This window comes from aff. Roholtiella sp. LEGE 12411, assembly GCF_015206995.1.
In the GTDB taxonomy this organism is placed as follows: domain Bacteria; phylum Cyanobacteriota; class Cyanobacteriia; order Cyanobacteriales; family Nostocaceae; genus Komarekiella.
Genome location: NZ_JADEXR010000001.1, coordinates 86,715 through 113,314, shown reverse-complemented (window position 1 = coordinate 113,314; position 26,600 = coordinate 86,715). Strand labels below are relative to the sequence as shown.

Annotated in this window: 25 protein-coding genes and 1 pseudogene; 14 read left to right on the top strand and 12 right to left on the bottom strand. The window is 42.4% G+C overall.

What is annotated here, in order from left to right; genetic code table 11:
* The first annotated feature begins 280 nt into the window (after nucleotides 1–280).
* The 6 genes from IQ246_RS00450 (at nucleotide 281) to IQ246_RS00425 (ending at nucleotide 6,276) form a co-directional block, all read left to right on the top strand.
* Complete coding sequence (locus tag IQ246_RS00450; RefSeq protein ID WP_193999065.1) at nucleotides 281–1,978, top strand: serine/threonine-protein kinase; 1,698 nt, start codon at nucleotides 281–283, stop codon at nucleotides 1,976–1,978.
* Between the two features lie 2 nt (nucleotides 1,979–1,980).
* Nucleotides 1,981–2,661 (top strand): dethiobiotin synthase, encoded by a 681-nt coding sequence (gene bioD, locus IQ246_RS00445; protein WP_193999192.1) that lies wholly within the window; start codon nucleotides 1,981–1,983, stop codon nucleotides 2,659–2,661.
* A gap of 57 nt (nucleotides 2,662–2,718) precedes the next feature.
* Nucleotides 2,719–3,936, top strand: coding sequence for a M20 family metallopeptidase (locus tag IQ246_RS00440; protein WP_193999063.1), 1,218 nt, complete (start codon nucleotides 2,719–2,721; stop codon nucleotides 3,934–3,936).
* A 155-nt stretch (nucleotides 3,937–4,091) separates the two neighbouring features.
* Nucleotides 4,092–4,862: an SDR family oxidoreductase gene (locus IQ246_RS00435; protein WP_193999061.1), complete on the top strand. Its 771-nt coding sequence runs from the start codon at nucleotides 4,092–4,094 to the stop codon at nucleotides 4,860–4,862.
* Nucleotides 4,863–4,999: 137 nt separating this feature from the next.
* Nucleotides 5,000–5,773 (top strand): ZIP family metal transporter, encoded by a 774-nt coding sequence (locus IQ246_RS00430; protein WP_193999059.1) that lies wholly within the window; start codon nucleotides 5,000–5,002, stop codon nucleotides 5,771–5,773.
* A 107-nt stretch (nucleotides 5,774–5,880) separates the two neighbouring features.
* Nucleotides 5,881–6,276 (top strand): VOC family protein, encoded by a 396-nt coding sequence (locus IQ246_RS00425; RefSeq protein ID WP_193999057.1) that lies wholly within the window; start codon nucleotides 5,881–5,883, stop codon nucleotides 6,274–6,276.
* Nucleotides 6,277–6,455: 179 nt separating this feature from the next.
* On the opposite strand, the gene rpmA is transcribed toward IQ246_RS00425, so the two are convergent.
* The 4 genes from rpmA to IQ246_RS00405 all read right to left on the bottom strand — a co-directional run bounded on the left by rpmA (nucleotide 6,456) and on the right by IQ246_RS00405 (nucleotide 9,853).
* Entirely contained in the window at nucleotides 6,456–6,743 is a 288-nt protein-coding gene (gene rpmA / locus IQ246_RS00420; protein WP_193999055.1) for a 50S ribosomal protein L27, read from the bottom strand.
* A gap of 29 nt (nucleotides 6,744–6,772) precedes the next feature.
* Nucleotides 6,773–7,180: a 50S ribosomal protein L21 gene (gene rplU / locus IQ246_RS00415; protein ID WP_193999053.1), complete on the bottom strand. Its 408-nt coding sequence runs from the start codon at nucleotides 7,178–7,180 to the stop codon at nucleotides 6,773–6,775.
* Between the two features lie 433 nt (nucleotides 7,181–7,613).
* Entirely contained in the window at nucleotides 7,614–8,348 is a 735-nt protein-coding gene (locus IQ246_RS00410) for an SDR family oxidoreductase (RefSeq protein ID WP_193999051.1), read from the bottom strand.
* Between the two features lie 53 nt (nucleotides 8,349–8,401).
* On the bottom strand, nucleotides 8,402–9,853 hold the full coding sequence (locus IQ246_RS00405) for an MFS transporter (RefSeq protein WP_193999049.1): 1,452 nt from the start codon (nucleotides 9,851–9,853) through the stop codon (nucleotides 8,402–8,404).
* A gap of 78 nt (nucleotides 9,854–9,931) precedes the next feature.
* Here IQ246_RS00405 and IQ246_RS00400 point away from each other — a divergent pair, with 78 nt between their 5' ends.
* Nucleotides 9,932–10,465, top strand: coding sequence for a phosphoribosyltransferase (locus IQ246_RS00400; protein ID WP_193999047.1), 534 nt, complete (start codon nucleotides 9,932–9,934; stop codon nucleotides 10,463–10,465).
* 147 nt (nucleotides 10,466–10,612) lie between these two features.
* Here IQ246_RS00400 and IQ246_RS00395 read toward each other — a convergent pair whose 3' ends face one another.
* The gene (locus IQ246_RS00395; protein WP_193999045.1) at nucleotides 10,613–11,674 is read right to left on the bottom strand and encodes an acyltransferase; all 1,062 of its coding nucleotides are present in this window, start codon (nucleotides 11,672–11,674) and stop codon (nucleotides 10,613–10,615) included.
* A 676-nt stretch (nucleotides 11,675–12,350) separates the two neighbouring features.
* Nucleotides 12,351–13,295, bottom strand: a pseudogene (locus IQ246_RS00390) (AEC family transporter).
* Between the two features lie 95 nt (nucleotides 13,296–13,390).
* Between IQ246_RS00390 and IQ246_RS00385 the strand changes: the two are divergent.
* On the top strand, nucleotides 13,391–14,200 hold the full coding sequence (locus IQ246_RS00385) for a D-alanyl-D-alanine carboxypeptidase family protein (RefSeq protein WP_193999043.1): 810 nt from the start codon (nucleotides 13,391–13,393) through the stop codon (nucleotides 14,198–14,200).
* Between the two features lie 172 nt (nucleotides 14,201–14,372).
* Complete coding sequence (locus IQ246_RS00380; protein WP_193999041.1) at nucleotides 14,373–15,254, top strand: Uma2 family endonuclease; 882 nt, start codon at nucleotides 14,373–14,375, stop codon at nucleotides 15,252–15,254.
* Between the two features lie 66 nt (nucleotides 15,255–15,320).
* Here the strand turns inward: IQ246_RS00380 and mrdA are convergent, their stop codons facing one another.
* Complete coding sequence (gene mrdA / locus IQ246_RS00375; protein WP_193999039.1) at nucleotides 15,321–17,159, bottom strand: penicillin-binding protein 2; 1,839 nt, start codon at nucleotides 17,157–17,159, stop codon at nucleotides 15,321–15,323.
* 65 nt (nucleotides 17,160–17,224) lie between these two features.
* Nucleotides 17,225–17,434 (bottom strand): hypothetical protein, encoded by a 210-nt coding sequence (locus IQ246_RS00370; RefSeq protein WP_370588445.1) that lies wholly within the window; start codon nucleotides 17,432–17,434, stop codon nucleotides 17,225–17,227.
* A 125-nt stretch (nucleotides 17,435–17,559) separates the two neighbouring features.
* On the opposite strand from IQ246_RS00370, the gene IQ246_RS00365 reads away from it, so the two are divergent.
* The 4 genes from IQ246_RS00365 (at nucleotide 17,560) to IQ246_RS00350 (ending at nucleotide 20,928) form a co-directional block, all read left to right on the top strand.
* Nucleotides 17,560–17,961 (top strand): transposase, encoded by a 402-nt coding sequence (locus tag IQ246_RS00365; RefSeq protein WP_193999037.1) that lies wholly within the window; start codon nucleotides 17,560–17,562, stop codon nucleotides 17,959–17,961.
* A 64-nt stretch (nucleotides 17,962–18,025) separates the two neighbouring features.
* Nucleotides 18,026–20,080: an FAD-dependent oxidoreductase gene (locus IQ246_RS00360; protein ID WP_193999035.1), complete on the top strand. Its 2,055-nt coding sequence runs from the start codon at nucleotides 18,026–18,028 to the stop codon at nucleotides 20,078–20,080.
* Nucleotides 20,081–20,272: 192 nt separating this feature from the next.
* Nucleotides 20,273–20,599 carry an ATP-dependent Clp protease adapter ClpS gene (gene clpS, locus IQ246_RS00355; protein ID WP_193999033.1) on the top strand — a complete coding sequence of 109 codons (327 nt, stop codon included), beginning with the start codon at nucleotides 20,273–20,275 and terminating at the stop codon, nucleotides 20,597–20,599.
* Nucleotides 20,600–20,604: 5 nt separating this feature from the next.
* Nucleotides 20,605–20,928, top strand: coding sequence for a DUF2103 domain-containing protein (locus IQ246_RS00350; protein WP_193999031.1), 324 nt, complete (start codon nucleotides 20,605–20,607; stop codon nucleotides 20,926–20,928).
* A gap of 83 nt (nucleotides 20,929–21,011) precedes the next feature.
* On the opposite strand, the gene IQ246_RS00345 is transcribed toward IQ246_RS00350, so the two are convergent.
* Both IQ246_RS00345 and IQ246_RS00340 read right to left on the bottom strand, forming a co-directional pair.
* Nucleotides 21,012–21,332, bottom strand: coding sequence for a hypothetical protein (locus IQ246_RS00345; protein WP_193999029.1), 321 nt, complete (start codon nucleotides 21,330–21,332; stop codon nucleotides 21,012–21,014).
* Nucleotides 21,333–22,142: 810 nt separating this feature from the next.
* Nucleotides 22,143–22,625, bottom strand: coding sequence for a molybdenum cofactor biosynthesis protein MoaE (locus tag IQ246_RS00340; RefSeq protein ID WP_193999027.1), 483 nt, complete (start codon nucleotides 22,623–22,625; stop codon nucleotides 22,143–22,145).
* A gap of 772 nt (nucleotides 22,626–23,397) precedes the next feature.
* Between IQ246_RS00340 and IQ246_RS00335 the strand changes: the two genes are divergently transcribed.
* Nucleotides 23,398–25,806 carry a PAS domain S-box protein gene (locus IQ246_RS00335; RefSeq protein ID WP_193999025.1) on the top strand — a complete coding sequence of 803 codons (2,409 nt, stop codon included), beginning with the start codon at nucleotides 23,398–23,400 and terminating at the stop codon, nucleotides 25,804–25,806.
* 59 nt (nucleotides 25,807–25,865) lie between these two features.
* Here the strand turns inward: IQ246_RS00335 and IQ246_RS00330 are convergent, their stop codons facing one another.
* Together IQ246_RS00330 and IQ246_RS00325 are read right to left on the bottom strand one after the other, a co-directional pair.
* A complete protein-coding gene (locus tag IQ246_RS00330; RefSeq protein ID WP_193999023.1) occupies nucleotides 25,866–26,006 on the bottom strand; it encodes a hypothetical protein in 141 nt (46 codons plus the stop codon).
* A complete protein-coding gene (locus IQ246_RS00325) occupies nucleotides 25,981–26,541 on the bottom strand; it encodes a pyridoxamine 5'-phosphate oxidase family protein (RefSeq protein WP_193999021.1) in 561 nt (186 codons plus the stop codon). The genes IQ246_RS00330 and IQ246_RS00325 overlap by 26 nt, the downstream gene beginning before the upstream one ends.
* Between the last annotated feature and the right edge of the window lie 59 nt (nucleotides 26,542–26,600).

The window sequence follows — 26,600 nt, the reverse complement described above, 5'->3', positions numbered from 1 at the left end:
GCGTTAAAAATATGACACTTGCGTAAGTCCTGAGTAAGTTTCCATACGCTGTTGTTGACTTTCTCACTTTTTTCACACATCCTTACTGAGGGCGGAGGTGAAAATCGAAACGGTACTGAGTGCTGAATTACTAAAGTTAAGTACTGAATAAGTACGTAAGTTATGACCGTCCATGGAGGGCTGCTAACGGCAGTTGTTTGTAGCTAGTATATTTTCTTCTAAATAATTCATGCTTTAAGTAAGTTACTCCTCAGTTGCTATTACACTTAATTGATTGATCATGCAACCACCCATTACAATTGGCACTGTCCTGCAAAATCGTTACCGAATAATTCAAATTCTCGGACAGGGGGGATTTGGTAGAACTTATCTTGCAGAAGATCAAAGGCGCTTTAACGAACTTTGCGCCATTAAGGAGTTGATTTCAACGGTAACGGAAGCTTCTGCTTGGGAAAAGGCGCAAGAGCTTTTTCACCGAGAAGCCGCTATTTTGTATCAAATGGAACATCTACAAGTTCCCAAATTCCGGGAAAGATTTGAGCAAGACCAGCGCTTGTGTTTGGTGCAGGACTACGTTGCAGGTAAAACGTACCGAGATTTACTTGCTGAACGTCAAGCTGTAAATCAGACTTTTACAGAGGCAGAAGTATTGCAGTTATTGCGCTCTTTATTGCCGGTTTTAGAGCATATTCACAGTCGAGGGATTATTCACCGAGATATCTCGCCAGAAAATATTATTTTGCGAGATAGCGACGCCAAACCAGTGTTAATTGACTTTGGGGTGGTAAAAGAACTAGCAACACGATTGCAATTTCCAAATAGCACATCGCCAGTTACCACTGTGGGAAAATTAGGCTACTCTCCCAGCGAGCAAATGCAAACAGGGGGAGCTTATCCTAGTAGTGACTTGTATGCACTAGGAGTCACTGCGATAGTTTTGCTGACTGGTAGAGAACCAAACGCTTTATTTGATGAAAACCAACTAACTTGGAATTGGCAACGATGGGTAAGAGTGAATCCGCGATTTGCTCAAGTTTTGAATCGGATGTTGAATAATATACCAAGCGATCGCTATCAAAGTGCTACTAGTGTAATCCAAGCATTGCAAGTTGTAGATCAACCCAATGTTCCCACTCCCGATGTGTCCAACTTGCAAACAATAGCTGTTGGTCGTGGCCCCAATCCAGTATCACCACCAGCTTCGCCAAACAAACCCACTCCTGTAATTCCACCCAGCCGTGCTAGCTCAGTCTTAGATAACCCCTTGGCGCTTGGAGCAATTGGCAGTGCTGTAGTAATATTGGCGGGATTTGGTTCTTGGGCGTTGGTGAGTTCTATTCGCAGTCAATCAAGCGCTCCATCAGAAACAGCACCACCACAAACTTTCCCTTCACCAGTGATTTCAGGTGGTACGACATTTACATCTACACCCACACCTACCAATGATGAACCTGTCATATCTAATAAACGTCTCAATCTGGGAGCATCTAACATCACCACAGTTGAAGATACTCTAAAAGCAAATCAAATAATCCGGTACACCTTTTTTGGACGAGAGGGAGCTAAATTAACAGTATTTATTGACCAAGGAAGCGGCATTTTACTAACAGTATTAGATCCCAATCAACAACCAATTGATAATAGCTCCCAGCAAGTAACATCTTATGAGGGAACATTACAGGTCACTGGTAGATACACTATTGAATTAACTCTGGTTACGGGAGTTGCCGAAAGCAACTATAACCTCAATGTGGCATTAGAGAAACCAGCTCAACCAACACCCACAGAAACACTCACCCCAACACCTACAGAAACACCCACGCTCACAATTCCGACTGAGACGCCCAGAGAAACACCCACAGAAATACCCACGCCAATTTTTACTGAGATACCTACACCAACTCCTACCACTGGTGGAGAACAAACTTTCCCACCTGCTGATGTAACTCCACAGCCGTTTTCTGGCCAAAGAAATTAATGTTGAACACACTACTGATTACTGGAACTGATACGGATACTGGTAAAACTGTTTTAACCACAGCCTTAGCAGCCTATTTGCGAAAATATTACCCGCAGCGCAGCTGGGGAATTATGAAACCGATTCAATCGGGAGTGGGCGATCGCGAGTGGTATCAAAAGCTATTTTCACTGGAGCAATCTCCTGAAGAAATTACACCTTTATACTTTCAAGCACCGCTAGCTCCTCCTTTAGCAGCAGCCAAGGAAAACCGTCAAGTTGATTTAGCAGTGGTGTGGCAAACTTTCTCATATCTGCAAAAACGCCGCGATTTCCTGCTCATAGAAGCTTTAGGAGGGTTAGGCTCACCAGTAACCGCAGAACTAACAGTAGCTGATTTAGCAGGAGAGTGGCGCTTACCAACAGTGTTAGTAGTCCCAGTCAGATTAGGAGCGATCACCCAAGCAGTGGCGAATGTGGCATTAGCGAGACAATCACGCGTGAATCTCAAAGGCATTGTGCTTAACTGCGTACAACCCCGCTCAAATGCAGAAATAGCCGACTGGACACCACCAGACTTGATTCAGTCACTAACTAACACGCCTGTTTTAGGCTGTTTACCCTATCTAGATAACCCAGCTGATTTGGACAAACTCGCCCAAGTTGCATCAGCTTTAGATTTAGAAACATTTAACATTTTCTGAAAGATTAAACTAGGAAAATAACCTAACTTAGCAGTGTTTAACTAGCTCGTCTTCATAATGGTTTCCACCTTTCCTAACCCCGCTTCTGTTGATTTCTCTCGCATCCGGCTCTCGATCCGTTCATTGCAACCACAATTAATAGAGTGGCGGCGACGACTGCATCAACAACCAGAGTTGGGTTTTCAAGAAAAATTGACTGCTGAGTTTGTCTCATACAAGTTGCAAGAATGGGGAATTGAGCATCAAACTAACATTGCCCAGACTGGCATTGTTGCCACCATTAAGGGTAACAAACTCGGCACTGAAAAAGTGTTGGCAATTCGGGCAGATATGGATGCTTTGCCAATTCAAGAACTCAACGAAGTGCCCTACCGATCGCAGCATGATGGAGTGATGCACGCTTGTGGACATGACGGACATACTGCGATCGCTTTAGGTACAGCTTACTACCTCCAACAACATCGCCAAGACTTTGCAGGTATCGTCAAAATTATCTTCCAGCCAGCAGAAGAAGGGCCAGGAGGCGCAAAACCGATGATTGAAGCTGGAGTCCTAAAAAACCCCGATGTTGACGCCATTATTGGTTTGCACTTGTGGAATAATCTCCCTTTGGGGAAGGTAGGTGTCCGTGCTGGGGCATTGATGGCAGCTGTAGAGTCCTTCCAATGCACGATTTTAGGCAAAGGCGGACATGGGGCTATGCCTCATCAAACCGTTGATTCTATTGTAGTTGCTGCCCAAATCGTCAATGCTCTCCAAACCATTGTTGCTCGTAATGTCAATCCCATTGATTCAGCAGTAGTGACAGTGGGCGAACTTCATGCTGGAACTAAGTGCAATGTGATTGCTGATATAGCTAAAATGACTGGTACTGTCAGGTATTTTAATCCTGCTTTTGATGGCTTTTTCAAACAGCGAATCGAGCAGATTATTGCAGGAATTTGCCAGAGTTATGGTGCAAGCTATGACTTAGAATACTGGTCACTTTATCCACCAGTAATTAATGATGCTAGCATGGCGGAACTAGTGCGATCGGTGGCGGAAGAAGTGATAGAAACACCTATGGGTGTCGTGCCAGAATGCCAAACAATGGGCGGCGAAGATATGTCATTCTTCTTACAAGAAGTTCCTGGTTGTTATTTCTTCGTAGGTGCTGCTAACCCAGACAAAGACTTGGCATATCCCCATCATCATCCCCGATTTGATTTTGATGAAACCGCCTTAGCAATGGGTGTAGAAATATTTATCCGTTGTGTAGAAAAGTTCTGTGCTTGATACCTTTAGTGTTTTCGTTCTCAGTACCGGGTTTTTTAAATGAAAGGGAATGGGGCATTGGGCATTGGGCATTGGGCATGGGGCATGGGGCATTGGGCATTGGGCATTGGGCATTGGGCATTGGGCATTGGGAACTTGACTTTTGACTAATAATAATGATTAACCTACAAAATCAAATCGTTTTGATCAGTGGTGCAAGCAGTGGTATTGGTGCTGCTTGTGCCAGAATTTTCGCGGGTGCAGGTGTAAAACTTATTTTGGCGGCGCGACGGCTAGAACGTTTGCAGCAGTTGGTAGAATCGTTAAGTGTAACGTCTCTACAGGTTCATTTGTTACAGTTAGATGTGTGCGATCGCGCTACTGTTGAATCTGCTATTTCTACTTTGCCCGCTTCTTGGTCTAACATCGATATCCTAGTTAATAACGCTGGTCTGAGTCGCGGTTTAGACAAGTTACATGAAGGCAGCTTCCAAGACTGGGAAGAAATGATTGATACTAATGTTAAGGGTTTGCTTTATCTCACCCGTTATGTTGTTCCTGGAATGGTAAGTCGTGGTCGTGGCCATGTAGTAAATCTAGGGTCAATAGCTGGACATCAAACTTATCCTGGTGGCAATGTCTACTGTGCTACGAAAGCTGCCGTCAGAGCCATTTCGGAAGGCTTAAAACAAGACTTGTTGGGAACCCCTATACGCGTAACTTCTGTTGACCCAGGTATGGTAGAGACGGAATTTAGCGATGTGCGCTTTCATGGTGATATTGAACGTGCCAAAAAGGTTTACCAAGGAGTTACCCCCCTCACTCCAGATGATATAGCTGATGTGATATTTTTCTGCGTCACGCGATCGCCTCACGTCAATATCAATGAAGTTGTACTGATGCCCGTTGACCAAGCTAGCGCCACTTTGGTTAATAGACAATTATAAGGGGCAGGGGGCAGGGGGCAGGGAGAGTAAAGTCGTAGCCGGAAAAACGTCTGCAATTTTTTTTATAGCTATTGGTTGCAAGTCATAGTCATTTCGAGTACGATTTAATTATAGCTCTTGCATAAAAAACCCCAGGTATGGAAAACCTTGTCATCGGTGCGATTGCCAGTTTAGGCGCAGGACTTGCCACAGTTATTGGTGCCTTGCCAGTTTTATTACCAATCAATCTCACACAGCGAGTGCAGGGAATCATGCTGGGGTTTGGTGGGGGAGTGATGTTAGCAGCAACATCCTTTTCGTTAATTGTGCCAGCTAAGGAAGCAGCAACAGCTCAAGGTCAATCCCAAGCTAGTGCAGCTTTGATTATTGTTGCGGGGATGCTTTTAGGCGGAGCCTTCTTGCAACTGGCACATCGGTTTTTGCCCCACGAACATTTCTTTAAAGGGCAAGAGAATACTAGCCGCAATAACCTCAAGCGAATTTGGCTATTTATTGCCGCAATTACTATTCACAACTTCCCGGAAGGTTTAGCTGTGGGAGTTAATTTTGGTAACAACAATATCAGCGATGGTATACCTGTAGCCTTGGGAATCGGTTTGCAAAACATCCCGGAAGGTTTAGTAGTGGCATTATCTTTAGTAGCTGAGAAATATTCAGCAGGTTATGCAGTGTGGATTTCTCTACTTACGGGTTTAGTTGAACCAATTGGCGGTTTGATTGGTGCAGGTGTGGTGAGTGTTGCTAGTTTTATCTTACCTTGGGCAATGGCGTTTGCAGCGGGAGCAATGTTGTTTGTGATTAGTGATGAAATCATTCCTGAATCTCATCGCAAAGGTTTAGAAAAAGAAGGAACATTTGGTGTGATGTTGGGCTTTGTGGTCATGATGTTTTTAGATATTGCTTTGGGTTAACGCGCTTATTTCTTGTTCTCTGTCTAAAACTAAGAAATCATTTCGATAATATCCAATTTAACTAGGAAAAAAGATATCTGCATTTTTAAAACAAAAAGGAGCAATCCATGAACTTTATTCGTTTTGAACACATCAACTTATCTTGCAAAGATATTGCAGCGAACCAAAAGTTTTACCAAACTCTATTTCCTGATTGGTATGTGCGTGCCCAAGGTGTCTTTAATGGCAGTCGCTGGATGCATTTGGGTAATAATCAATTTTATCTTGCCCTAAATGACCATTTTGAGCAGGAGCGAGTACATCAATCTTACGAAAACATCGGCATTAATCACGTTGGCTTTGTGATTAAAGACGGCGAAGCCATGAAAAAACTCCTTGATGCTGAGGGCATTGAATATTACACACTAACTGCGCCTGAAACTAAGCACAGAATTTATGTCAATGACCCAGATGGCAACGAAATTGAGTTGGTTGAATACTACCCAGAATATGCGCTTAAGTAATGGGAACTTTTGACTCTCAAAGTCAACCCAATTGTTAATAATCTGATGTCTTCACTCGGCTTGTTGCTTTTTGGCTGAAGAGGATTTGCCTGTGACGCTAAGCGATATGGAAATTTTTGCACCTGACCAGACTTGGTAGCTAGTAAGTTGGTGGAGTGGGCATCGCCCACTCTACTACTCTAGCTTGCGATCGCCTCAACAACTACCGCAGCCTCAGCTGTGTAGACGCTAACTTTTTTGCGGGTTTTGCCCTTTCTCTCAAACGTTACCACACCGTCGATTAAAGCAAACAAAGTGTCATCACTGCCAATACCCACGTTATTACCGGGGTGAAACTTAGTGCCACGTTGACGCACCAGAATGTTTCCCGCACGCACAACTTGACCGCCGTAGCGCTTTACACCCAGACGTTGGGCATTAGAGTCGCGACCGTTGCGTGTACTACCTGTTCCTTTCTTATGAGCCATAATTTCCTCTTTTTATCTACTTCTTTCTATTATTCAGCAGCGGTTTCAACTTCTTCAACAAGAGTATTCTCAACCACAGGCGTTTCGTCTGTTGCTACTGCTTCGGCGGCAAATACACTACCATTCAGGGTGATGGAATTAATCAAAAGTCTGGTAATTTCTTGACGATGCCCGCGCTTTTTGCGGGTTTTCTTTTTCGGCTTCATTTTGTATACCAGGACTTTACGACCTCTGAAATGTCGCAGCACTGTCCCTTCTACAGTCGCACCTGCTACTATCGGCTGTCCAATGGTGACTTCGCCGTCGTGCTGTACGAATAATACTGATTCTATTGTAACTTTCTCGTCTGGTTCGGCAGTTAACAGTTCAATGTCGTAAAACCGCCCTGGCTCTACTCTTATTTGTTTGCCGCCAGTTTCAATAATTGCGTAGGTCATGAAATTGTCCTTGGAGTTGCCGTACAGGTAGCTGGCTTCTATCTCCTATAGAGATGCTTTTGCCTGCTTTTGTAGTATGTCTACCTGATCCGAGCAGGAATTAGACAGACAATCTAAAATTGTATTTTATTAATATGCGTTTAGTCAAGATAAATTAAAAGATTTTAGTAAGAACAATGCGATCGCGTTCTTCGTCTTTTTGCTTGATGCAATACTGACTCAGGAGCATTAACTTAAGGAGCGATCGCTAATCCTAACCCCAGTGGTAAGTTGTTACATCAATAGTAATGATAATGGCGATTATGCCAGTGCTGAATGCTTTTAACCTTCCTTTACCCACCTGCAATTTACTCCTCAGATGCTTATTTCCAAGTCAATTGGCAGGCCGACCATCCTTAGAAATTTAACTCTAAATCTTAGCAAAAAAGAGAGGTTAGAATGCGCTCGCTGTTGGGCGGACAATCACTTCATTAACATCGACATCATCTGGCTGAGACACAGCATATAATACGGCTCTAGCGATCGCATCTGAGGTCAGTGCAATTTTGCGGAATTCTTTCAAAGCGTCTTTTGCTGACTTTTCCGTGATATCAGAGCCGAGTTCAGTCTCAACCACACCAGGGGATATTGTTGTCACGCGGATATTTTTCGATTCTTGACGTAATCCTTCGGATATGGCCCAAACGGCATATTTTGTCGCGCAATAGACAGCGCCAGTAGGCACAACTACATGGGCGCCGATAGAGGCGGTATTGATAAACTGGCCGCCGCCTTGCGCTTCCATAATGGGTAGTCCCGCAGCAATACCATTCAAGACGCCGTGGATGTTCACGTTAATCATGTTATCCCACTCCTCGACTTTCAGGGCGTTCATTGGGGACAGCGGCATAACACCTGCATTGTTATAAATGACATCGACGCGACCAAACTTGTCTAGAGCAAAGTGAATGAACGCTTTCATATCCTGGCGATTAGTAACATCCACGGCTTTGAATTCCGCTGTGTCCCCTGATGAGCGGATATCCTCGACAATCTTTTCCAGTTTTTCTGTGCGCCGTGCGCCCAAAACAACTTTTGCACCGTTTTTGGCCAGCAACTTGGCGGCGGCCTCACCGATTCCGCTACTGGCTCCAGTGATGATAACGACTTTATTTTCTACGTTTAACATGGTTATTTTCCTTTCTGTTTAGATTGATTTGAACTTAAAGGAGTCAAAGTTTTTTATCTCCCCCGCTTTTCCTGCCGTTCTTTTAGTTTAAGCATTATTTCCGCGTGCATCTCGCGGGTAATAGGGTAAAAATAAGTCAAAAATAAGCCACAAATTAAACAAATAGTAGGCAAAGGGCCAATAGCAATACGGATAGCCAGTAGTGCCGAATCAGGTTGAATAGGTAGTGGACTTCCTGCTACAGATGATTTGAAACCGTATATTTGCAATGCATTTCCCACCAAAAATAGCCCAAAAGCTAAACCAAACTTTTGCAGCAAAACCATGAAGCCATAAAAAATTCCTTCTCGGCGTTGTCCGGTTTGGAGTTCATCTAATTCAATCACATCTGGAATCATCGACCAGGGAACTAGATAAGCTGTGGAAACTCCAAAACCTGCCATCACAGCCATCAAATACATCAAACCTATTTGACCAGGTTGTAAAAAATACAGTCCAGCTGCTGCGATTATCCATAAACTCATTCCCATAAAATAGACAACTTTTTTCCCGACTTTTTTGCTCAATCCATCCCAAACAAATAGCATCACTAGGGCGGTTCCTTGGACTGCAATCATAACTGTCGGTACATCTGATTCTTGGAGGTTCATGCAGTTGACTACAAAGTAGGGAATAATGCTGGCTGTCACCTGCACGCCTAACCAAGAAAAAAGATATATGCCAATAACAAATAGAAAAGGTCGATTTGTAAAGACGATTTTTAATTGTTGGCCGAAGGGAATAGATGGAGGTTCTTCAAGCTGAATGCGTTTTGCCTCAAAAGCTAAAATGCGATCGCGTGTTCCAAAAACGCACCAATACAGCGACAAGATTGAAACTATAGTACAAACTGCTGCTAAGACTATATATTGTTGCTGGCGATCGGCAATCTGAGAAAAAATTATTTTCGATAAAATCAGTGATAAAATACTTCCACCAATAGAAAACGTAAAGCGAAAGCTATTAAGGCTAGTACGTTCATCATAATCCTGAGTTAGTTCTGGAGTCATTGCCGTATAAGGCAAATTCACAACGGTGTAAAAAACCTGAGATATCACCCCGATTGCTACGTAATACCAGAACAACGGCCAAATATTATTACTCTGCTCTGCACTAAATCGCGGTACAATCCACTGCAAGAAAAAGAAAATCCCAAAGGGAATTGCTCCATATAACAACCAAGGGAGACGACGACCCCAGCGGCGAGATTTCGTTTGATCAGTCAGAAACCCAACCATTGGGTCGTTTACCGCATCCCAGATTTTACCAATCATCAAAATACTCCCAGCTAAACCCGCCGGAATCCCAGCGACATTGGTAAAGAAAACCAGCAGAAAAAAGATGGAGATATTTGCAGTAATCGCTGGGCCTAAATCCCCTGCACCATAAGCCAGTTTTGTTTTAAAAGGCAGTTTTTCAGTTTCAGGAGTTTGTTGGGCATCGCCATCAGCGGTTGAATCATTCATAATATCTTGTGCTCATACTAAAATAAAAAGTTGGCGTTTGCTTTCGTTAATTAGCGATCAATCACTTTCTTTAACCTTATGCCAGATATCTATGTTTCTTGGTCAGATTATCACCAAAAAATTGAACAACTGGCTATTCAGATTTATCAATCCGGTTGGAAATTCAACCAGATTATCTGTCTTGCCAGAGGGGGACTACGAGTCGGAGATATTCTCTCTCGTATATACCAGCAGCCCCTGGCAATTTTAGCGGCATCATCTTACAGTGGCCCTGGTAAGCAGGAAAGAAGTAATTTAATTTTCTCCCATTACTTGACGATGACCACCGATAATTTAGGTTCGCACATTCTCTTAGTTGATGACTTAGTAGATTCTGGGATCACACTCCAGCAAACTATACCTTGGCTCAACCAAAATAGTGATTTCCCAATTGAAGAAATTCGCACTGCCGTACTTTGGTATAAAGCCTGTTCAGTTATAGCACCCGATTACTATGTTGATTACCTACCTGATAACCCCTGGATTCATCAACCCTTTGAACACTACGAGCAGATGAATCCGGCGGAACTTGCATTAAAAGCAGTCAACATACAGCAGATTTCAGGTATATGAAGTACATAAATAAAACCCGAAACCCTGTAGAGACGTTACATGTAACGTCTCTACTTATGATTCATGAAAATGCTAACTGCTGTAATTGGTAATTCGTAATTACTACTTTCACAAAATTCGATGTAGAGACGTTGCAATACAACGCATTTATACTATTTTTCCCCTGAAAAAATGCAATAATCTTTTCTCGACTAAAGTGTAATATAAACACCCAACAAATATGGCAATACACCCTATCAGCAAGTAAAGCAATGAGGCATTATATATTAAGCTATCAAGTCGAAATTTCAACGCAAGTTGAGACATTACTGATATAGCTGGGCCATGTATTAAGTAAATAGAATAGGATGCGTCTCCAAAATATAAAAGTAAACTTAATATGGCATTAAAGTTTTTAATATCTATATGTGCAGATCCAGTAACAATCAAAAAAGAGGGAATGCCGAACCAGAATAATCTAGACGAATATGAAGGGTCTTCTACAATGTAATTTACAAATATTCCAGCAGTAATAAATAAAGCGATTCCTAGCGGCAGCAATATTTTTTTAAAATATACTCTCTCATGTATTACTAAAAATGCCGATAAGCAACCAAGAACAAATTCATTGTTAAGATTACCAAAAAATAAACCTATCCATTCATTATCATGAGGGGGAATAGATGGATTTCCTACAATTTGCCCAATTATGCTTCCAATAGTAAAAAATAAAGTTATCGGGATATAAAAAATTGGCTTTACTAATATAGTAATCCCAAATATTAAATAGAAAAAAAGCTCACAAATCAATGTCCAGGCAGGTTGGATAATTGGAGGGACTTTCTGAGGAAACAATATAAAGGATTTGAAAATATACTCAAACGTAATATTTGAGTTCTTAAAATTTGGCAAGATCAACAAAAATATTGATACAAGTAAAGTTATTGTCCAATATGTAGGAAATATCCGGATAAATCGCTTTATGAGAAATGACTTAAACCTTGTTATGCTGCGTTGACCAATATCAGAATAATGAACATAACAAATAATAAATCCACTTAGTACAAAGAAAAAATCAACCCCTGATAAACCAAAATAAAAGGCATGAAATAGAAATACTTGCTTTAATTTTGCTTGACAAATTATATCTAGATGGTAGAGGACTACTAAGATTACAGAAATTCCTCTAAACACTTGTAGAAGATGATTTTTTTTTCTATTTTTAAGCATTTATAAACTAAATTAATTTAGCTACAAACTAGACTAATTAGAGTATCTTCTTGATAAGAGGCAGGGGGAGGGGGGCAGGGGGAACTAAAGGTACAAATTTCACCCGCAAGTGGCGTGAAAGCTCCCTTGCTCCTTTTAAGAGTTGGTTGAAACCTCACCCGCAAGTGGCGTGATTTTTCCCCCTGCTCCCTTGCTAAGAGCGCCCCTGCTTTTTCATTTTTGCGATTACTCCGCCCAAAAATACCCTGAGCAGGAACATAGATACAGAAATCTTGGCGTTAACTTGACGTTGGAACACATAGTCATAATATTAACACTGATGTTGAAAACACTTGGGTAATATTGTGATAATTTGATATTTTTTTTTACAAACAAAGCAGTGGTTACAAGTCAAAAAGTATCAATTAAGACTTTGCTTGTGAGTATAAAGTCTCCTAAATAAAAAGATTTATATCTCGTGCAGCATAAGACACAAGTTATTTAAGCGTGATGTTTATTCAGTACTCAGAACTACTTAGTACTTACGTACGAGTTAGGAAATAACAAACCGCAGAGGCGTAGCGAAAAGTTGTCAGGAGGGTTTACCTACGTAACAAACTTTTCAAGACAGAGTACACGGAGAAATCAGAGTTTGAGAGATATTTTGCGTAAGTCCTACTACTGAATAGTTCTAAATTTAGAACAGCCACAGCCACAGTGGAAGAGTCAACAGTAATACAATACCCCCAGCTGCCAAGGCAGTCACAGCGAGATCGCGATCGAGATTGAAGGTTTCGGCAATTACCAGTGTGGCGAAGGCTGGAGGCATTGCCATTTGTAATACAATCACCTGTGCGGCGGAACCAGTTACCCCAAATAGTGGTAGAGTGCTGCCCAAAATCAAGGGGACTAATAGCATTTTGATTATTAAGCTTATCCCTACCTGTGGTAGACTGTTCCAGGAATTGAGCCGCGAGAGTCGCATCCCAATTAACACCAGAGACAGAGCAACGGTACTCCAGGCAAGTTTTTCTAAGAAGAATTCCACTACTGTGGGTATTTTTACCTGTCGAAACAACAAGCCAAAGCCGAAACTCCACAGAGCAGGATTAATTAAGATTGCCCTAGTAATTTGCCAATAACTGCTGACATTGCTGCCAAAATGAGATGCAAGCGCCACACCGAAGGCATAAGCTCCAAAGAGTGACCCCAGTAAATCGTAGAAGAGGGCCCAGGCAAAGTATTCTTTTCCTACCATTGCTAGGGTGATGGGAAAGCCGAGATAACCTGTATTACCGACCATTGCTGCCAGGATTAAACTACCCTGAGTTGATTTTTGAGGAATGGTATTTGTGAAATAGGCTTGTCCTTTGATTGCCAGCCAAGCTAAAAATGCCCCTAGTAAAATAGCTAGGTAAGCGATGTCTGGCGACAAGCCGCTGCGCGTCTACGCAGGTGCAATCCAAATTTGCCCCGACAAGTCAGCTTGGCGTAAAAAGGCTACTATGCTTATAGGTACTCCCACCCAGAAAAGTGTTTGCCCTAAACGGTTGGGCACTGTGTTAGGTAGTTTACGTCCCAAAATAAAGCCTATTAGGGCTAATCCCACCAGCTTGACGTATAGTTCTAGGATATTTGTCAAGTTTACGCCTAGGAATACAGATGTAAAATGTTACCCAATATGTTTATTTATGTCCAGTCTACAATCTGTTATAAATCAAAAGCAGGAGTTGACCTTTGAATAAAGTTGGGTTTTCTGGACAACCGCAAAGCTCATCGGGTGAACCTGGTGATGATATTCCAGCGGCTTTACGCGATACTCCTGATGTAGCTCCTAAAGTTAGCTTGCGACTTCAAGTTTTGCTGGTTGGGGGAGTAGTGGGATTTGTCATACTGGCTTTGATTAGTGGTTTTTTATTTTTCGTCACTGCACCCAAAAAAACTGCCGATTCTCAACCTTCGCCAGCACCCACTCCAGAATCTGGTAATTCTGTTAATCGCCAAGGTAATAGTGGTGATGCTCTGTTGGGGCATTTGACATACCCGGAAGCACCTGAGTCCGAACTAGCGACGATTGATGCTAATGGGCGGATCAAAATGCGGAAAGCTGCTGCCGAAAAGTTTCAGGCGATGGCACAAGCAGCGCGGAGTGCGAGTGTAATTTTAGTGCCAATTTCTGGTTTTCGCTCAGTCAAAGAGCAGGAGCAGTTATTTTTTAATGTTAGTGCTCAGCGAAATCAAACCCCAGCACAAAGAGCTGCCCTCAGTGCTCCTCCTGGCCATAGCGAACATCACACAGGTTATGCTGTGGACATTGGAGATGGAGGAGTACCAGCAACTAATCTCCAAACCAACTTTGACAATACCAAAGCTTATCAGTGGCTACAAGCGAATGCAGCACGCTTCAGCTTTGAGATGTCATTTCCCAAAGACAATGTTCAAGGTGTGAGTTATGAGCCTTGGCACTGGCGTTATGTAGGCGATCGCAACAGCTTAGAAACGTTCTACAAAGCCAGAAATTTGAAACCCGCTCAGATACCCCAATAAAAGCGATCGCGCAGTCTAGTAGAATCATCTGACTGTGTTTGTTGTGATACATCGGAGGTGTTTCAGCTTTGTCTCATCGCACCTTCTTTGAGATTTTTTGTTAGAAAATAATAAATATATTGCCGAGAATTAAGACAAATCTCAATAAATCTCAAGTTTGGGAGGTTATGCGATGTCAACTAACATTACTCAAAACCAGAGTTTCCCAGCGCCTCCTGTCCCAGACTGGGAACCCCCTTTACCACCGACAGATTTAATATTTGATGACGGAGAACCATTGGAAAGTAACCGCCACCGTATTGCCATGAACGTTTTAATCCGGTCGTTACAACAAGCTTGGTCAGACCGCAATGATTACTTCGTCGGTGGTAATATGTTTGTTTACTATAGTCGTACCCAAGCGCGAAATCGGGATTTCAGGGGGCCAGATTTTTTTGTAGCCCTCAACGTCGAAGGAAATCGTTCTCGTCAAGGTTGGGTTGTATGGGATGAGGACGGACGTTATCCTGATGTGATTGTCGAATTAATGTCCCCTTCAACAAGAAATGTGGATATAGGGGAGAAAAAGAATCTTTATGAAAAAGTTTTTAAAACTAGAGACTATTTCGTTTTTGACCCTTTTGATCCTAACTCCTTACAAGGATGGCGATTAGATGTAAATTTTCGCTATCAGCCTTTAGTTGCTAATGAGCAAGGTTGCTTGTGGTGCGAAACATTAGGATTTTGGCTGGGAACTTGGGAAGGAACAATAGATCGAGAAACTGCCACTTGGTTACGATTTTATGATCGCGAAGGAAATTTAGTTTTCTTACCAGAGGAAGCAGCACACGAACGCGCACAAGCCGAAAGCCAACGTGCAGAAGCTGAAAGCCAACGTGCAGAAGCCGAAAGCCAACGTGCAGAAGCTGAAAGCCAACGTGCAGAAGCTGAAAGCCAACGTGCAGAAGCTGAAAGCCAACGTGCAGAAGCTGAAAGCCAACGTGCAGAAGCTGAAAGCCAACGTGCAGAACGTTTAGCTGCAAGGTTGAGGGAGTTAGGAGAAAATCTACAATAGGGAATAGGGGAAGAATCAGCCCCAAATATTGGGTTTGAGAGCAACTAATCTCCCTTCCCCTTATCCTTAGTTGCGACGGCTGTTTTCTGAGTTTTCAGATGCTGGTTTCTGAAACTTGCCTGGATACTTACGCTGAAAATAGTCCTCCATAATTTGTAAGATCATCGGAGCAGCAACACTACCACCACCACCACCAGAATGTTCGGCAAATGCCACGATGAGAATTTCTGGCTCCTCAGCGGGTGCATAAGCACCAAACCAAGCGTGATTTTCTTTAACACGACCCTTCCATGCTTCAGCGGTGCCACTCTTCCCAGCCACTGGGGGAATTGTTGGCTGGTTCAAGCGTTTACCTGTACCTTCAGCCACGACTTTTCGCAGTCCCTCGCGGAGGATATTTATAGTTGTCGGCTTCATATTTAAAGATTCTCGCCAGCTTTTTGCTTCTTCATTGTCCTTAAGCAAATGCGGCTGGACTCGATAACCACCATTAGCAGGCACAGCAAACATGATCGCAACTTGCAAAGGTGTGGTTTGTAAAGCGCCTTGACCAATTGACATATTGATGCTATCGCCTACAGTCCAAGGCATCTTCCAAACTTTCTGTTTCCATACCTCATCTGGAACCAAACCTTTTGATTCTTCGTTGACGAACTCAAGTCCAGTTTTTTTGCCAAATCCATACTTGCGAGTCCATTCAATCAAAGTTGGGCCGCCGACTCCCCGACCAATTTGATAGAAGAAGGTATCACTACTCCACTGTAATGCCCCGACAAAACCCAACGGCCCAAATCCGGCGTGGTTCCACTCCCCAAAGCGAGTTCCACCAATGTTTAGAGAACCGTAGGTTTGTAAGACTGTCTTAGGAGAAAATTTACCCGATTCTAGCCCAGCAGTCGCTGTGACAATTTTGAAGGTGCTAGCGGGTGGGAAGGCGCTGAGAGCACGATTAACCAGGGGATGCTCTGCACCTTGTACAGTTTCCCAATCTTTTTGAGTGAGTTTCTGCTTAGAGAAAATATTTGGGTCAAAGGTAGGGTGAGATACCATTGCTAAAACGGCACCGTTTTTAGGGTCAAGTGCCACGATCGCACCATTGCGATCGCCTAAAGCTTTTTCTGCTGCCTTTTGCACATCTAAATTTATGGTTAAGTGCAAATCATTACCGGCTTTTGCCTGTTTCTCGCCCAAAACTCGGAGCGGTCGGCCAGCACCATCTACTTCCACCTGCTGACCGCCCCATTCACCTCGCAGTGTCTTCTCATAGGCCTTTTCGATTGCCATCTGACCAATCACATCGCCCAATCGGTAGCCTTCCTTTTGCTTTTGTTTTAACTGCTCAGCGGTCAATTCACGTGTATAGCCTAGTACATGTGCCAATTCCTTGCCGTGAGGATAATAGCGAACGGCTTCCGTATGAATTTGCACATCTTTGAGTTCGTTTTCATACTCCTTTATTGCCGTAATTTGTGCTTCGTTTAAGTCACGAGCAATCCGAATGAGTGAAGAAGAGTTAGCACCTGCCTCTTCTAATTTCTTTTCCATCTCCTCTTGGGGGATGTCAAGAATTTGAGATAGACGCGATCCCACAACCGACCACGCAGGCTTAGTGTGTGCCATAGGCCATAAGTATACAGACCGGGGATAGCGAGTACTGGCTAAAAGTTTGCCATTGCGATCAAAAATGTTGCCCCGTTCTGGGTGTTTTGGGATCATCCGAATTCGGTTCGCTTCAGCTAGCTTTCGGTAGTGCGCTCCTTCAATAATTTGCAAATATGCTAAACGAACGCTGATTCCAGTCAACATTAATAGGGTAAATGTGATTAAAAATATCGTCTGGAAACTGCGTCCAACAGTACGTGTATTTTTTTTTATGCTAAGTGGAGATGATTGCAATAAAGCCATAAGACTAAAATAATTTCAGAATTAACATTATTTGTATACAATTTTGCTAAACTTTGGGCAAATATTCAGCGTTCGGGTTGTTTAAGAATCAACCGAACCCGGTTCGCCTCTGCTCGTTGCCGAAGTTTTGGCACTTCAACAATTTGCAGATATACCAAACGGGCTTCAATCTTGCCAATCATCAATAGGGTAAATACGATTGAAAATATTGGCTGTAAACCACGTCCTACTGTACGTGTATCTTTTTTATTGCCAAGTGATGGGAATAGAGACATAATACCAACTCGTAATTGAGAACAGAAAAATGTAATTTGGGTTTCCAGGTTTATATATAGCGGTTCTCACTTGAGTGAAATACAGTGTGGGAAGATGGAGTATATCAATAACCATGTGCATTAATATGAAAGCTTACTCCACCGATCTACGCCAAAAAGTCATGGATGCCCATAACAATAAAGAAGGCTCTCAACGACAATTGGCGAAACGATTTAGCGTGAGTTTAAGTTTTGTTCAGAGCCTACTAAGGCGATTCCGTTTTTGTGGCACAGTTGAAGCAAAGCCGCACTCTGGAGGTCAATCAGCCAAATTAAACAGCGAACAAATGGCTTTGATTGCGCTGTTGGTTGAGGAAGATAACGAGCGTAGTAAGAAAGCTCATCAGTATCAGGATCGTTTTCTAAAGGTATGCTGTCAGCCAATGCTGAAAAATATCGCTTTTGCTACTCCTGGTTGGGCGTTAATATTTGCTAAGTTTTTCCGTAGACGACGTATATTCAGCCGCAATTGTCCAAAATTAGCTTGAGATGAACATTTAACGAATGCTACCGTCTACAAGGTGACTAGGATTTGAAGGGATTTCTCTAATCATGAAACGTAGACACAAAGTAGCTTATCGTCAGACATCGCTGATTAGTCTCAGCTTAATATCTACTCTTATTGCGCCTTATTTTGCCCTCAGCTTTGCTGGTGCGCTTCGCGCCAGCGCCGCACCCAGAACCCCAGACAAAAGCGTTAATTGCGAGATTTTAGTTGTGGGTGGTGGACTTTCCGGCGTGGCGACGGCTTACGAGGGGTTATTAGCAGGACAAACGGTTTGTCTAACGGAAATTACCGACTGGCTGGGAGGACAAATTTCTGCTCAAGGGACATCTGCATTAGACGAACGGCCAACCCAGCGAGCTCGTCAATTCTATTCTCGCGGCTACCTGGAATTGCGAAACCGGATTGAGCGCAAATACGGTGAACTTAATCCCGGTGATTGTTGGGTAAGTGATTCTTGTTTTCTTCCCCGTGATGCTCACAATATTCTCAATCAGATGCTCAAAGATGCCGAAAAGCGGGGTAAAGGTAAGTTGCAATGGTTTCCGAACACGGTAGTAAAGGATTTGGATATTAGTACTAATGGCAAAATAATTAATAGTGCGATCGCAATCCAACATCAACCAGTACAAGGTTCACCACCCCTCAACACCTTTACTTTATCTCAAAGCATTGAAGACGCATATCGCTATCAAAATTCGTCTGGCTTTACCAAAACTATTATCCGTTTTATTCCTAAGCAATCAAAAAGCAACGCTCCTAATTGGTACGTTGTAGACGCCAGCGAAACCGGGGAAATTATCGCCCTGGCTGATGTCCCCTATCGGTTAGGTATTGATGCTCGTTCCTACCTGGAACCTTCTTCTTCCAGCACTACAAACGATCCTTATTGTACGCAAGGTTTTACCTACACCTTTGCAATGGAGGCAACCAAGGAACCGCAAGCGCAGAAAATGCCCCCATTCTATTTACAATATTCACCATATTTCAGCTATGAATTAACACGACTGGCAAACTTTGATTTAATTTTTACTTACCGCCGCATTTGGAGTCCCAGGAAGGGTAAACCAGCAACATTCGGTGGTGTCAAGTTTACTGCTCCAATGCCGGGAGACATCTCCATGCAAAACTGGACTTGGGGTAACGACTACCGCCCTGGAACCGCTGCTGATAATTTAGTTTACACTCGCCAACAGTTGCAAGGCACTGGGCAGTTAAAACCAGGGGGGTGGATGGGGGGACTGCGAAAAGAAAGCCTACGCAAAGCTGAGGAAAATGCCCTCTCGTTCTTTTACTGGCTCTATGCTGGAACAACAGATTCCCAATTGGGAAATGGCGTCAAGCAACCGCAAACCAATAACAAACTTTTAACAGGGCTAAATTCCCCAATGGGGACAGTGCATGGTTTATCAAAATATCCCTATATGCGGGAAGGACGCCGTGTCATTGGACGCCCCAGTTGGGGACAACCAGGCGGCTTTGGTATCTGGGAAATTGATATTTCTCGCCGTGACTATAATGACGAGTATTACCGCAAGACTCTACCAGCAGATATGTATCGCAGGTTAAGAGCAGCACTTTCAGGCTTGGAAGCTGTATCGGTAATTGACGGTAAAGTTTCACCAGACAAAGCAATGCGACGGACTCGTTCTACCATCTTCCCGGATGCTGTGGGTATTGGTCACTACGCTATAGATTTCCATCCTTGCATGGTGAACAGCCCACCAGAAATGCCTGGTAACAAAGAACGCCCAGGTGAACGGCGTGGTGCTGGCCAAGCTTATCCCTTCCAAATTGCCTTGAGGGCGATGATTCCCCAGAAAATTGACAATTTGCTAGTAGGAGGTAAAAGCATTGCTACAAGTCACATTGCCGCCGCTGCCTATCGTGTACACTCCTTTGAATGGTCTGCTGGCGCAGCTGCGGGAACAGTTGCAGCTTTTGCGATCAAAAATGCTGTTGCACCTTACCAACTAGTCGATGACTTACCAAAATCAGAACCACAACTAGAAGCCCTTAAACGGCTGTTGAAGCAAAATGGCAACCCCACTGCTTTCCCCGATACATCCATTTTTAACGAAAACTGGGATAATTGGCGGTAATTAGTCATTAGTCAAGAGTCAATAGTCCAAAGTCAATAGTCCAAAGTTAAAACTCTTTTGACCCTTGACCCTTAACCCTTAACCCTTGACCCTTAACCCTTGACCCTTGACCCTTGACCCTTGACTCTCCACTATGAACTAAACTAGTAACTTGTAGTGTAGTTTTGAAAATCCTATTGACTATATTGTTCTATGGTTACGACACTTTCAGCAGCTGTTTACGGGATGGCCACAGCACCAACTGTAGCTCCTGAACGGTCTAATCAAGTTACCCGTAAAACTTATCCGAATTACAAAGTGATTGTATTAAACGATGACTTTAATACATTTCAACACGTGGCTGAATGTTTGATAAAGTATATTCCAGACATGACTAGCGATCGCGCCTGGGATTTGACTAATCAGGTACACTTTGAAGGTCAAGCGATCGTTTGGGTTGGCCCCCAAGAAACGGCGGAACTGTACCATCAGCAGTTGCGCCGAGCTGGTTTAACAATGGCACCTCTGGAAGCCGCTTAATTATCATGGACAAATCTACCGCAAAAGCTCTCCGGGCGGCCTCTCAAAAAGTTGGCAGACTGGTTTGGAATCACTCGACCCACATTTCAGGTCTTATCCCAATTTTAGAACGTCTGTGTCAACACGATGGCATTCAAACCGTCACGCCAGGAGTCATTGGGCGGGTAAAAGGTCATTGTCCTAAAATGCAACTCCGCGTATCGGTACCAATTCGAGGAGGCTATAAAGCGATCGCACGCCAGGGTAAAACGGTGCAAGAAGTGTTTATTCTTACACCTTTGACTCAGGATCAACTCGAAACGGCGATCGCGATCGCTATGAAAATTTAATCAATTTGATAGTCAAAAGTCAAAAGTCAAAAAGTTTATGACCCTTGACCCTTGACCCTTGACCCTTGACCCTTGACCCTTAACTATTCCTCAACACGATGTACTGCAAATTTATGTAGTGGCAGACTGAGGATACAAGAAAAAGTTAAAAAATATGACAAAGCAGTAGTTATTTTTAAAGTCGTTATTACAGTTTCCCAGTCTGGTAAAACTAGTTTCTCAACGCCAAAAGCAACACAGTAAACTAGCCAGTAAGCAAAGCTCATTCTAAACAAAATTAGCTCTGTTTCTTCTACATCATCTTTTTGCTGCTTGTTGTCCCACAGTAATATCAGTCCGATAATACAAGCTACAAAAGAAACAGCAACTGCAACTTCGTGACAAAATAAGTTTACCGAATGCATTTGTGTTGATCCCAAGATTTTTTCTATTGAGATTCAGTCTAAAGGAATATTCCTTACAGATCCAAAAACTATTTACAAACTGCAATAGAATAGTGCAATATATGTAAACAATTGCAACAAATAATAAATTTGGTATTGATAATTTTTTATTAGTAAAAACTTTCGTGCTACTCCGCTAATGCGTCTTTATTAGGTTATTAATTGTTTCAAATAAACCATTTTGTGTGATGTCTGCAAAAATATTTTACAAAACGGTGTTATTAAGCAACATTAGACTAATGTGCTGATATCGATTGCGCGATCGCGGTTAAATAAAAGTATGACTTACGCAACTGGCACATAAGGCTTCTGGTATAAGAGTCAAGGGTCAAGGGGAGCCACTGCGCCCTTGCGGCTCTGCCGACTTAAAGCAAGTGGCGGTCAAAAATCAAGGTTTTTTGGACTTTTGACCTTTGACTCTGGACAACCTCTGGCGTTAAAAATATGACACTTACGTAAGTCCTGAAAAGGAATCGCTCTTACTGGTGATTGTAGCTGAGAGGATGTTTTAAAAGTTGATGAAAGGTATAATTTGTCATTCAAACTGGAGCAAAACGGAAGAAAGAATCTCTATTTTCCGTTAAATGGTGAGATGCTTTTCTGTAATAGGCTCCGCGAACATTACGGTGGCGCTCCCTACCCTACGGAAAGGTTGCGCGAACAACAGACATTTTATACTTTCCAAACATCCTCTGACGCTATCACTCCATAGCCTACGGGATCTTGCTACAGCGTAACATTTTTAACTTCTCAGACATCCTGTTAGGAATTTTAACAATTTTCTCCTGACTGTTTACAAGCACCAATACTTACCCAGGTACTAGAACCATCTTCCCAATGTTCTTTTTTCCAAATGGGGGCATTATGTTTGAGGTTATCAATCGCATAACGACAAGCTTCAAACGCCTCACTGCGATGAGGACAACCGACAGCTACTAAAACGCTGATTTCTCCAACTTGCAAACGCCCAACGCGATGATAAATCACTACCCGATTTATATTAGACCAAGACGAGCGAATATCAGCAGCAATTTGATAAAATACCCGCAATGCCATAGGTTCGTAAGCTTGATACTCTAAAGCAACCACAGGTTTATCATCGGTTTGATTGCGAACCATACCACTCATTACAACTACAGCCCCGTCGGCTGGATCGTCTACTTTGGCGTAGATTTCTGCAATAGACAATGGTGCAAAGTTAATAGCAAAGCTATCTTCGGTTCTTGGTTTAATCGGACTAAGTAGGGTTGTCATAACTGGATTGAGATTAACTAGGATCAGTTTTGGTTAGCACTAAATATATTGTCCTTGAATTAAGTGCTGTTGGTTATGTTTAGAGGCTGTTAAATATGTTGCTCAATACTATGCGGTACTATGCGGTTTTCACCCCTTTGACTTTTGAGCTTGCACAAATAAGTGAGTGTTTGTGAAAATTTGTAAAACAATTAGGAGCACAGAATAGATACATAATTATTTGACTCTGAAATCAAGGACTAAAAGCCTTTTTCTTGCATGGTAGTAACTTAATCTGTGAGTTAAAGCTTTTAATAATGACATAAGTTTTAAAAGTTTTACGTAAACTTACGTAAGTACTCCACTTTGTGGTAATCCATCTTCAGACGTATTACTGTAATATACAAAGTATCAAGTTATTTGCTCGTTACTTTTTTAGATAATCTGATAATGAATTCATTAAGCTATCAAGTGCAATGACATCTAAGTTAACCAAGCAGCAAATTGCTAATTTGGGCTACCACTTATCTATATATAGTAATCCGATTTGATTCGTGAACTAACTCGTAGAGACACCGAATGGGGGATAGGGAATGGGGAATAGGAAAAAAGGGAGTTAGAAGTGTACGCAGTTTTTTCAACAATCAAATAGGAATCTTATAGCACTTAAAACTAAACTTATAATAGGCAGTATTTTAGCACTGCCAAGCTTATAGTTACCTGGTTCATGAATTTAGAAGAGTGCTAGTAATCTTACGGCTAGTTGTAATTCAGTAATACTAGGAAAAATCGAATGAAATCTTTAGTGTGTAATAACAAAGCAACTAGGCTAGAGTCTCTGCATCAGTACCAGATTCTTGATACTGCACCAGAAGCAGCATTTGACGATCTCGTGTTCTTAGCCGCGCAGATTTGTGACACACCGATCGCCTTGATTAATCTAGTTGACACTAACCGTCAATGGTTCAAAGCTAAGGTAGGGATAAATGTACAGGAAATGCCTGTAGATATAGGCTTTTGTCCAATTTGCATCCAGCACGATATTTTGATTATTCCTGACACACTAGCAGATGAACGCTTTGCTAAAAATGTAATCGTCACGGGTGAACCTTATGTAAGATTTTATGCAGGCGTGCCTTTGTTTGCACCAGGAGAAAAAGCCATCGGTACTGTGTGTGTAATGGATCGCGTACCACACCAAATCAGTTCCAAACAGGTAGAAGCACTGCAAACTCTTAGCCGTCTGATAGTTAGACAACTGGAGATTTGGCGTAACTTAGCTGAAATGGCTAGTATCAAAAAGGAGTACAACCAGGCAGAAGAAGTATTATGTCAAAGTGAAGGTACTCTTAAGAGTTTCTTTGGCAGTGCGCCGATGATGGGAATTGTGGAGTTGGTAGATAACGATATCTTGCATATTTTAGATAATCCGATTACAGCAAAACTCTTTGGGCTAACCCCAGAAGTGATGCAAAATCGTCTAGCGCGTGAGATGGGTGTTGCACAAAAATATTTGTCCCAGTGGATTGATTGCTACCGCCAAGCAGAACGTACTCAATTACCCGTCAGGTTTGAATATTCTCACGATACTCCCCAAGGTACAAGATGGTTGTCAGTAACAATCTGTGCGATCGCAGTTAGTTCTAATAACCATCCGCAATTTGCCTATGTAGTTGAAGAAATCACTTCACGCAAACAGGTAGAACACCAACTACGTGAACAAGCAGCATTGCTGGATATTGCTACAGATGCAATTGTTGTACGAGATTTGTCAAACACGATTGTATTATGGAATAAAAGTGCTGAGAATCTTTATGGCTGGAAGGCAGAAGAAGCTGTTGGCCAGAATGCTAGTGAACTTTTAGACACCGAACCTTTGCCACAACAGCTAGAAATTTACCAAGGTGTCTGGAAACATGGCTCATGGCAAGGTGAATTACACAAAACTAGCAAATCTGGCAAGGAAATCATAGTCGAAAGTTGCTGGACGCTGATACAAGATGAACATTCTCAAGCCAAATCAATCCTCGTTGTTGATACTGACATTACTCAGAAAAAACAACTAGAAAAGCAGTTTTTACGTGCTCAACGCATGGATAGTATCGGCATTCTTGCTAGTGGTATTGCTCACGATTTAAACAATGTATTGTCACCTATTTTGATGTCAGTGCAACTGCTTAAAACTAAGTACCGCGATCGCAGCATTTACCAAATGCTATCGGTTATAGAAAGTAATGCCAAACGTGGTGCTAATTTGGTAAAACAAGTGCTCTCGTTTGCTAGGGGAATTGAAGGCGATCGCACCGTGTTTCAAGTCAAGCACTTAGTTTTAGAAATGAAGCAAATCGTAGCACAAACATTTCCCAAATCAATAATAGTCCGCACTGAAATTCAACCAGATTTATTACCTATTTGTGCCGATAGTACCCAACTACATCAAGTATTGATTAATTTATGTCTCAATGCGTGTGATGCCATGCCTAGAGGTGGAACTTTGACAATATCTGCTGAAAATATTTTCATTGATGAAAACTATGCCAGTATGCATCCAGAGGCTAATGTTGGTTATTACATTATCCTGACTGTTACTGATACAGGGGTTGGAATCAAAAGCGCAATATTAGATAGAATATTTGAACCGTTTTTTACAACAAAAGAGTCCGGTAAAGGTACAGGACTTGGACTATCAACAGTATTAGGAATTATTCAAGGACATGGAGGTTTTATCACTGTCTCCAATCGCGTAAGCAGAGGCACAAAATTTAAGGTATATTTGCCAGCAGTTAATACATTTGCAACCCAGTCGTTAGAAGATACGGAAATGCCGATTGGACGCGGAGAATGTATTTTAATTGTAGATGACGAAGCTGCCATTCAGGAGATTACCAAAATTTCCTTAGAAAATTATAATTATACAGCAATGACTGCCAGTGATGGCATCGAAGCAGTAGCACTGTACGCTGAGCATAAGGATCAAATTAGTGCCGCAATTATCGATATGATGATGCCTAATATGGATGGAGCAACCACCATTCGCACATTGGAAAAAATCAATCCCCAATTACGGATTATTGCTATCAGCGGATTATCAACAAGCGAACAGATACCAATCGATAAAACAGCAAAGCATAAAGCATTTTTGCCCAAACCCTATACAACACAGGAGTTATTAAAAACCTTGCATACAGTTATTAGTCATTAAAACTGCTGATCAATGCTAGGCAGAGTACTCCTTGAGACGTGATCAAAGTCCAACTAGACTTAAAAGAGCGATCGCACTTCTTCCACAGCAGTTAAATACTGACGCTTTAGTTCCAGTAAATGCTTCAACACAGCCTGGGTAGCTTCTTCTAAGTTCTCGCTTTCCCGTAGCTTGCTAATGCGATCGCTCAGTAATGGCATCGCCAACTTCGGCAACAGAATAGCGGATAGGAATGTGCTGAGAACAATTCTCACTCAAGGCTTCGACGTGAAAAAGAATAGCTCGTTCAACTTTTGCTGGATAGCCAGGGATGTGAAGTCGCTCAATCAAAGCACAATCCCCTTCAATATATTCTGCCTTTCCCCAAATTTTGATGCGTCTGCGGTGGCGGTAATCCATCAAGAACAGGAATGCTTTTGCTTCCCCTTCAAGGTTGCCTACGGTAATATACTGCACATTCCCGGAAAAGTCAGCAAAACCCAGAGTTTTCTCATCTAGCACTTTCAGAAAACCGGGCGCTCCTCCTCTAAACTGGATATAGGGATAGCCATTGGAACTGACCGTTCCCAAATAAAACCCATCCAGATGAGCAATAAATTCCGCAATCTCTAAGGTAATTGAGTCATTGGCAGGGCCATTGGCAATATAGCGTTCATGGGTTTGCCGCGAACCCCGTTGTGACTGCGCGGCTTCAACTTCAGGAGTAAAAGCAATTTCTCCAAATTTGCGTGGCATAGTGCGCTCCTAAACTCTAGTAGGTCTACTGAATTTATTCTAGTCAACTGCCCCACCCA